This window comes from Nocardia sp., assembly GCF_025465275.1.
GTDB lineage: Bacteria > Actinomycetota > Actinomycetes > Mycobacteriales > Mycobacteriaceae > Nocardia.
The window spans coordinates 271269-278428 of record NZ_JAODNK010000153.1 but is presented as its reverse complement, the minus strand read 5'-3'; the positions used below and the strand labels follow the sequence as shown (position 1 = coordinate 278428).

The 7160-nt window shown below is 66.2% G+C and carries 8 protein-coding genes and 1 tRNA gene; 7 read left to right on the top strand and 2 right to left on the bottom strand.

Annotation, left to right across the window (positions count from 1 at the left end; all coding sequences use genetic code 11):
- Positions 1–21 precede the first annotated feature (21 nt).
- The 3 genes from JWN03_RS33610 (at position 22) to JWN03_RS33600 (ending at position 1552) form a co-directional block, all read left to right on the top strand.
- Positions 22–825, top strand: coding sequence for an alpha/beta fold hydrolase (locus JWN03_RS33610; protein ID WP_297623434.1), 804 nt, complete (start codon positions 22–24; stop codon positions 823–825).
- A 142-nt stretch (positions 826–967) separates the two neighbouring features.
- A complete protein-coding gene (locus tag JWN03_RS33605) occupies positions 968–1210 on the top strand; it encodes an MbtH family protein (protein ID WP_019931522.1) in 243 nt (80 codons plus the stop codon).
- Positions 1211–1480: 270 nt separating this feature from the next.
- A tRNA-Thr gene (locus tag JWN03_RS33600) sits at positions 1481–1552 on the top strand.
- A gap of 40 nt (positions 1553–1592) precedes the next feature.
- Here the strand turns inward: JWN03_RS33600 and JWN03_RS33595 are convergent.
- A complete protein-coding gene (locus JWN03_RS33595) occupies positions 1593–1880 on the bottom strand; it encodes a tyrosine-type recombinase/integrase (RefSeq protein ID WP_441343105.1) in 288 nt (95 codons plus the stop codon).
- Between the two features lie 459 nt (positions 1881–2339).
- Here JWN03_RS33595 and JWN03_RS33590 point away from each other — a divergent pair, with 459 nt between their 5' ends.
- The 3 genes from JWN03_RS33590 to JWN03_RS33580 all read left to right on the top strand — a co-directional run bounded on the left by JWN03_RS33590 (position 2340) and on the right by JWN03_RS33580 (position 5195).
- On the top strand, positions 2340–2822 hold the full coding sequence (locus tag JWN03_RS33590) for a hypothetical protein (protein ID WP_297623375.1): 483 nt from the start codon (positions 2340–2342) through the stop codon (positions 2820–2822).
- Between the two features lie 178 nt (positions 2823–3000).
- Entirely contained in the window at positions 3001–3735 is a 735-nt protein-coding gene (locus tag JWN03_RS33585) for a response regulator transcription factor (RefSeq protein WP_297623373.1), read from the top strand.
- Positions 3732–5195, top strand: coding sequence for a sensor histidine kinase (locus JWN03_RS33580; RefSeq protein WP_297623370.1), 1464 nt, complete (start codon positions 3732–3734; stop codon positions 5193–5195). Before JWN03_RS33585 ends, JWN03_RS33580 begins: the two co-directional genes overlap by 4 nt.
- On the opposite strand, the gene JWN03_RS33575 is transcribed toward JWN03_RS33580, so the two are convergent.
- Positions 5171–5596 (bottom strand): HIT family protein, encoded by a 426-nt coding sequence (locus JWN03_RS33575; protein WP_297623368.1) that lies wholly within the window; start codon positions 5594–5596, stop codon positions 5171–5173. The genes JWN03_RS33580 and JWN03_RS33575 overlap by 25 nt on opposite strands.
- 208 nt (positions 5597–5804) lie before the next feature.
- Between JWN03_RS33575 and purD the strand changes: the two genes are divergently transcribed.
- Positions 5805–7091 (top strand): phosphoribosylamine--glycine ligase, encoded by a 1287-nt coding sequence (gene purD, locus JWN03_RS33570; RefSeq protein ID WP_297623366.1) that lies wholly within the window; start codon positions 5805–5807, stop codon positions 7089–7091.
- The last annotated feature ends 69 nt before the right edge of the window (positions 7092–7160 follow it).

Here is a 7160-nt window from a genome sequence, read left to right as displayed (position 1 = left end):
TTCGATGAAGGGGTCGCAGTAATGCCGTTGGCCACGGTGCACGGAATCTCGTTGAACTACCAGGTCAAGGGGTCCGGTCCGCTGGTCGTCATGATCATGGGGACGGGGAGCCCGGGGCGGGTGTGGGAACTGCACCAGGTGCCCGCGCTGGTCGCCGCCGGATACCAGGTGTGCACCTTCGACAATCGCGGCATCGCGCCGTCCTTCGAGGCCGCCCAGGGCATGACCATCGACGAGCTGGTGGGCGATACCGCCGGGCTCATCGAATTCCTCGGCGAGGGACCTGCCCTGGTGGTCGGCCAGTCCATGGGCTCGCGGGTGGCGCAGGAATTGGCGCTCGCCCGGCCGGAGCTGGTGCGCAAGGCCGTATTCATGGCCGGGCACGCACGGCTCGACCAGCTGCAGAAGACGCTGTCGATCGGTGAGCACGATCTGGATGTCTCCGGTGTGCGGCTGCCCGCCAAGTACGACGCGGCCATGACCGCCCTCATGAACCTGTCTCCGGCGACCCTGGCGGACCCGCACGCGGGCCGCGACTGGCTGGACCTGTTCGAATTCACCGGTGGCCCGGTGACGCCCGGTGTGCGCGCACAGCGGCGCATGGACCACGACTTCGATCGCGTGGACGCCTACCGCAAGATCACGGTGCCCTGCCTGTCCATCGGTTTCGCCGATGACCGGATGATTCCCCCATACCTGGCACGCGAGGTCGCCGAGGTCATTCCGGGCGCCCGCTATCAGGAGGTCCCGGATGCCGGGCACTACGGCTACCTGGAACGACCCGAGATCGTGAACAAGATCCTGCTGGAATTCTTCGCGGGCTGAAGGTAACCGCCCAGGCGTAACGCCCGCCTTGCTAGGGTCGAATCAACGTCGGGGGTTCGTCCTTGCGCTGCGGTACCCAAACCCAGCGCTCGGATGGTCCTTCAGCGTTCCTGTACACAGCGCCAGTATCCAGTGAGGTGAAATGAGCACCAATCCTTTCGATGACGAAGACGGCCGGTTCTTCGTCCTGGTCAACGACGAGGAACAGCACAGCCTGTGGCCGGCATTCGCCGAGGTTCCTGCGGGTTGGCGAGTCGTATTCGGCGAGGACTCGCGCGCCGCGTGCGTCGAGTACGTCGAGAAGAACTGGACGGATATGCGTCCCAAGAGCCTTCGCGATGCCATGGCCGCCGACGACGCGGCACGTCAGGCGGCGCAGTCCTGATACACAGCGGTTGACCCGATACTGCGCAGGAACGGTTCCGGCTGCGGTCGGGTGGTGCCACAGTGTCACCCGGCCATATCCGGACCTCTCCCGCCTGCACGGGACAACCAAGGGAAGCCGACTCTCCGCGCAGTCGGCTCACCTAGTTTCGACCGGTCTGCAACCACCGGACGGTCGGGGCTCTGCGTAGCGCCGTCGGATCGCCGTTCCGTACCCGAAACCCGGTGTCGCCCGGTCGATGCGTCCCGTTATGATGGCATCGCTTAACCTGCCTCCTTAGCTCAGTGGTAGAGCACCGCTCTTGTAAAGCGAAGGTCGTCAGTTCAATCCTGACAGGGGGCTCAGTTCGAGAGAAAGGCTCCGGCCCAGGTCGGAGCCTTTCTCACGCGCTAGCCACAGCCGGAAGACTGGCGATTGGCCTCACTTTGGACACACTCTGCTCCAGCCGGTCGGCCAGGGCATCGAGATCGTCATCGAAAAGATCGGTGTAGATATCCAGCGTCATGGCCGCCGACTGGTGGCCCATCATGCGCTGCACCGCTTTGACATTCGCCCCCGCCGACACGGCCAGACTGGCGGCGGTATGCCGCAGCGCAGCCGCCGCCATCTTCACCCGCCGCAAGCGCGCACCCCCGATCGCGGCCTCCGTCAGCCCGCGTGCTGGCCGCATCGAACCGGATGCCGTTGGCCTTGGCCAGCCGCGAGAGTTCGCCCTTGTCACGTCCCCGGATCCATTCGAACGATCCGGGGTCACGTGTGCGGGAGGCTACGGATACCACCTCGGTACCGGCCCTGATCAAGATGATCCCGAGAGTTCAATCCTGACAGGGGGCTCTGAGCCGCCTCCCCGGATCTTTAACGGTCACGGGGGAGGCGGCTGGGCTTTATCCCGGGCCGACGGTTTGTGTGTGGCTCGGTTTCGGGGTGCCACGGGAGCTGCCCCGATCCCTGCGAGGCTATGGCGAAAGTCACTGCGGGAGTGCATGAATCGGCTGCCGATTTACCGAATGCGGGTTCTCCGGCTTGGATAAGCTGCGCCGTCCCTCTTGATACACAAGGGGCTTTGGTAAGTGGGGAACGAAGTATGAAAATGTCGATTCTTGGTCGCTCGAGTGTCGGATTCGCTGCCATGGCAGCGATGGGGGTGGCCGCGATCGTGACAGCCACGACCGCATCCGCGGCGGTGGTTTCCACCTTGCAGCTTTCGGCCTCGCCGGCGTACTGCGCGGGCACCAGTTACACGATCACCCTGGCTGCCGCCGATGCCACCGCACTCATGGCCCAGGCGTCGGGCTATCAGGACATTACGTTCCAATGGGCACCGTATCCGCAGGGAACCAACGTCGAAATCTCAACTCTGCCGTACGTCGCAGGCCAAGGTATGACCGTGAAATGGACGCCGACCTACTTAGGGGCGACGACGCTGGTGGCGTACGCCTACGACCCGACTCGCGGTCCCAATGCCATCATCGATGACATGCTTCCCAACATCAACGTTGTGCAGAGCGCTCCCGCTGGAAGCAGCTGCACGCCGGCCGCGCCCTCCGGTGGAACCGGTAGCGCGAGCTCGATTCCGGTGATCGGTCCGCTGCTGAGCAGCCTGCTCGGATAATTGGTCCCGGCACCGCAACAACCACGTCGCTGAAAGGAGAACCACCCCGACCATTGTCAGGGCGGGGTGGTTTCTCGGTAGGAATCCTGCTCGACTCACTGCGTTTGGATCTACGCCTCCCAGGAAACTCCCAGCGGAGGTCCAGGAACTTTGACGCCCGAGGCAGCAGGATGAGGTCATGACAGGTGTGCCCGCGCCCCGTGAGGCCGAAGCCAAAGTGCTGGTGGTCGATGACGAACCGATGATCGTCGAGTTGTTGTCGGTGAGTTTGCGGTATCAGGGGTTTGAGGTGGCTACGGCCAGTAGTGGTACCGAAGGGTTGGATCGGGCGCGGATGTTCCGGCCGGATGCGCTCATCGTGGATGTGATGATGCCGGGGATGGACGGTTTCGGGCTGCTACGGCGGCTGCGGGCGGACGGGATCGATGCCCCGGTGCTCTTCCTGACCGCGCGGGACGAGGTCGAGGACAAGATCACCGGACTGACCCTCGGGGCCGACGATTACGTGACCAAGCCGTTCAGTCTCGAGGAAGTGGTGGCCCGGCTGCGGGTGATACTGCGGCGGGCGGGACGTGCTGCGCCGGAGGAGAAGTCGTCGCGGCTGCGGTTCGCCGATATCGAACTCGACGATGATACGCACGAGGTGTGGAAGGCGGGGGAGCCGATTCCGTTGTCGCCCACCGAATTCACGCTGCTGCGCTACTTCATGGTGAATGCCGGCACGGTGCTCAGCAAGCCGCGCATTCTGGATCACGTGTGGCGCTACGACTTCGGCGGTGAGGTCGGAGTGGTCGAGACCTATGTGTCCTACCTGCGGAAGAAGGTGGATACCGGGCCGGATCGGCTCATCCACACTTTGCGCGGGGTCGGTTATGTGATGAGGGAGCCACATCGCAGGTCGGCTGCGAAGTGAGCCCACGCGCCCGGCTGTCGGATCGGCTCGCGGCCGTTCCGCTGCGAACCACGCTGGCGCTGGCGCTGGTTTCGCTGGCCGGGCTCGGGCTGCTGGTTTCCGGTTTGGCCGTGACCTCGCTCATGCGCAATGTACTGCTGGGCCGCATCGATCAGTCGCTCTACGATGCCGCGCACGGCTGGGCGCAGCCGGGGGTCACGCGTCCGGAGCCGCTGCCCATGCCGCCCGGGAAGCGGGAACGTCCCGCGCAATTGCTCTATGTGCGCGTACTGGATTCGTCCGGCAATCTGGTCCTGCACCTGGACGTGGGTTCGACGGAGCCCGATGTGCCGGCCGATCTCGGCCATCACCCCATTACGGTCGGCTCGATCGGTGACGGTGGTGAGCAGTGGCGGATCATGCGGACCGCGAACCAATACGGCACCAGCACAGTCGGATTGCGGCTCGATGAGACCAAGGGGATTCTCGACCGGCTGATTCTGCTGCAGTCGGTGATCGGGGCGCTGGTGCTGGCGGCCCTGGCAGTTGTTGCGCGCCTGGTCATCCGGCGAAGCCTGAAACCCCTGGGCGAAGTCGAGAGAACCGCGGCCGCCATTGCGGGCGGCGATCTGCATCAGCGAGTTCCGGTGCGCGGCAATGACACCGAAGTGGATCATCTGTCGCAATCGCTGAACACCATGCTGACCCAGATTCAGCAGGCTTTCGCGGCGACCGAGGCTTCCGAGGAGGGTGCGCTTCGGTCCGAGGCCAAGATGCGGCGCTTCATCGCCGATGCCAGTCATGAATTGCGCACGCCGCTGACCACCATCAAGGGGTTCTCGGAGCTGTATCGGCAGGGCGCGATCACGGAGCCGGGCATGCTCATGAATCGCATCGAAAGCGAATCCAAGCGGATGAGCCTGCTGGTGGAGGACCTGCTCATGCTGGCCCGGCTGGATGCGCAGCGGCCCGTCGAGCGGCGGCCGGTGGACCTGCTGGCACTGGCCAGCGATGCCGTGCACAATGCCCGCGCGCAAGCGGCGGTGCAGAATCCGGATGCGGACCCGCGGCCGATCGATCTGGAGATCCGTTCCGGCACGGGCACTCTGGAGATCGCGGGCGACGAGGCCAGGCTGCGGCAGATCCTCGGCAATCTGGTGAGCAATGCGCTGGTGCACACGCCGCCCGATGCTGCGGTCACGGTGCGGCTCACTCCCTCCGAGCGGGAGGTACTGCTCGAGGTCAGCGATACCGGGCCCGGCCTGGAGCCCGAACAGGCCGAGCGGGTCTTCGAACGCTTCTATCGCACCGACAGCTCCCGCAGTCGCGTGAGCGGCGGTACCGGACTGGGACTTTCGATCGTGCAGGCGCTGGTCACCGCGCACGACGGCGCGGTGTCCGTGGCCAGTACGCCGGGCGTGGGCACCACCTTCAGCGTGTGCCTGCCCCGGACGGGTCAGTCGGGGACGTTGGCACCGTAGCCGAGATCGCGCAGCGCCTGTTTGATCTTGGCCTGCGCCTCGTCCATGGATTCCTTGCTCGGCTCCGGATCGGCGCCGGTGATATCGAAGTCACCGAGTTCGAAGGCCGGGAACACGTGCAGGTGCAGATGCGGCACCTCCAGACCGGCGATGAGCAGGCCCGCGCGCGGGGCGTCCCAGGCCGCGCGGACGGCCTTGCCGATGCGCTGGGCGACCGTGGTCATGCGGGAGAAGGTTTCGGGGTCGAGGTCCTGCCACTGGTCGATCTCCTTGCGCGGCACCACCAGGGTGTGCCCCTGCGTCACCGGGGCAATGGTCAGGAAGGCGACGAATTCGTCGTCCTCCCAGACGAACCGGCCCGGCAGCTGACCTTCGATGATCAATGAGAAAACAGAAGCCATGCTGTGTATTTTGCCCTCCGCTTCGCTCCGGGCGGGTTCGCGGCCCCCTTTGTCTCGTTCTTCCCTCCTTCCGCTCCTCCGCTTCGCTCCCTCGCTCCACTCAGTCCAGAACGAGACGGGCCGCGAACTTGGGGTAGATGTCTCTCAGGGCGGGGGTGTGTGCGAACCGCCCGGTGGCGAGGTCCGGGCACGCCCTAAGCTGTCTGCCGTGCGCGTACTCGTCATCGGTTCCGGAGCCCGTGAACATGCCCTCGCCCTGGCTCTGCGCCGGGACCCGGCGGTGACCGCGGTGTCGGTCGCGCCCGGTAATGCGGGGATTGCTCAGCACGTCGAGGTGCGAGCGGTCGACCCGAGTTCGGGCGACGACGTGGTCGCGCTGGCGCGGGAGCTGAAGTCCGATCTGGTCGTGATCGGTCCGGAGGTGCCGCTGGTGCTCGGCGTCGCCGACGCGGTGCGTGCCGCGGGCATTCCGGCCTTCGGGCCGTCGGCCGCCGCCGCTCGCATCGAAGGGTCCAAGGCTTTCGCCAAGGACGTCATGAATGCGGCGGGCGTGCGCACCGCGCACAGTGAGATCGTCGATCACCCGGGCGAGCTGGATGCCGCGCTGGATCGTTTCGGACCCACCTGGGTCGTGAAGGACGACGGGCTGGCCGCGGGCAAGGGTGTGGTGGTGACCGCCGACCGCCGGATCGCGCGTGACCACGGCGCGGAACTGCTGGAGAACGGGCATCCGGTGCTGCTGGAGTCCTTCCTCGACGGTCCCGAGGTGTCGCTGTTCTGCCTCGTCGACGGCGAGAATGTGGTGCCGCTGCTGCCCGCCCAGGACCACAAGCGGGTCGGCGACGGCGATACCGGACCCAATACCGGCGGCATGGGCGCGTACACGCCGCTGCCGTGGCTGACCGACGAGACGCTGCAGGCCATTGTCGACGATGTGGTGAAACCCGTTGCGGCCGAAATGGTCCGGCGTGGCGTGCCGTTCAGCGGCCTGCTGTACGCGGGGCTGGCCATCGGGCAGTCCGGGCCCGCCGTCATCGAATTCAACTGCCGCTTCGGCGATCCCGAGACCCAAGCCGTGCTGGCCATGCTGGACAGCCCGATCGGTGAGCTGCTGCACGCCACCGCCACCGGCACCCTCGACCAGGTCGCGCCGCCGCGCTGGAAGGACGGTTCGGCCGTCACCGTGGTGCTGGCCGCCGAGAACTACCCGGGCCGCCCGCGCAGTGGCGATGTCATCTCCGGAGCCGAATCCTCCGGCGCCGGAACCGAATCCGAGGTGCTGCACGCCGGTACCGCGCAGCGTGCGGACGGCTCGATCGTCTCCGCCGGCGGCCGCGTACTCGCCATCGTCGGCTACGGCGCCGACCTCACCGAGGCCCGCAAGAACGCCTACGACCGACTCTCCGGCATCAAACTCCCCGGCGGCCACTACCGCACCGATATCGCGCTCGCGGCCACCGAAGGCCGGATCACCGTCCCAGCACCGGCGGTCTGACACCCCTCGTCATCCCGGCCTGCTTTTGGCTGGGATCCACCGAGTTCGGCTGCGCTGCTGCCACTGTGG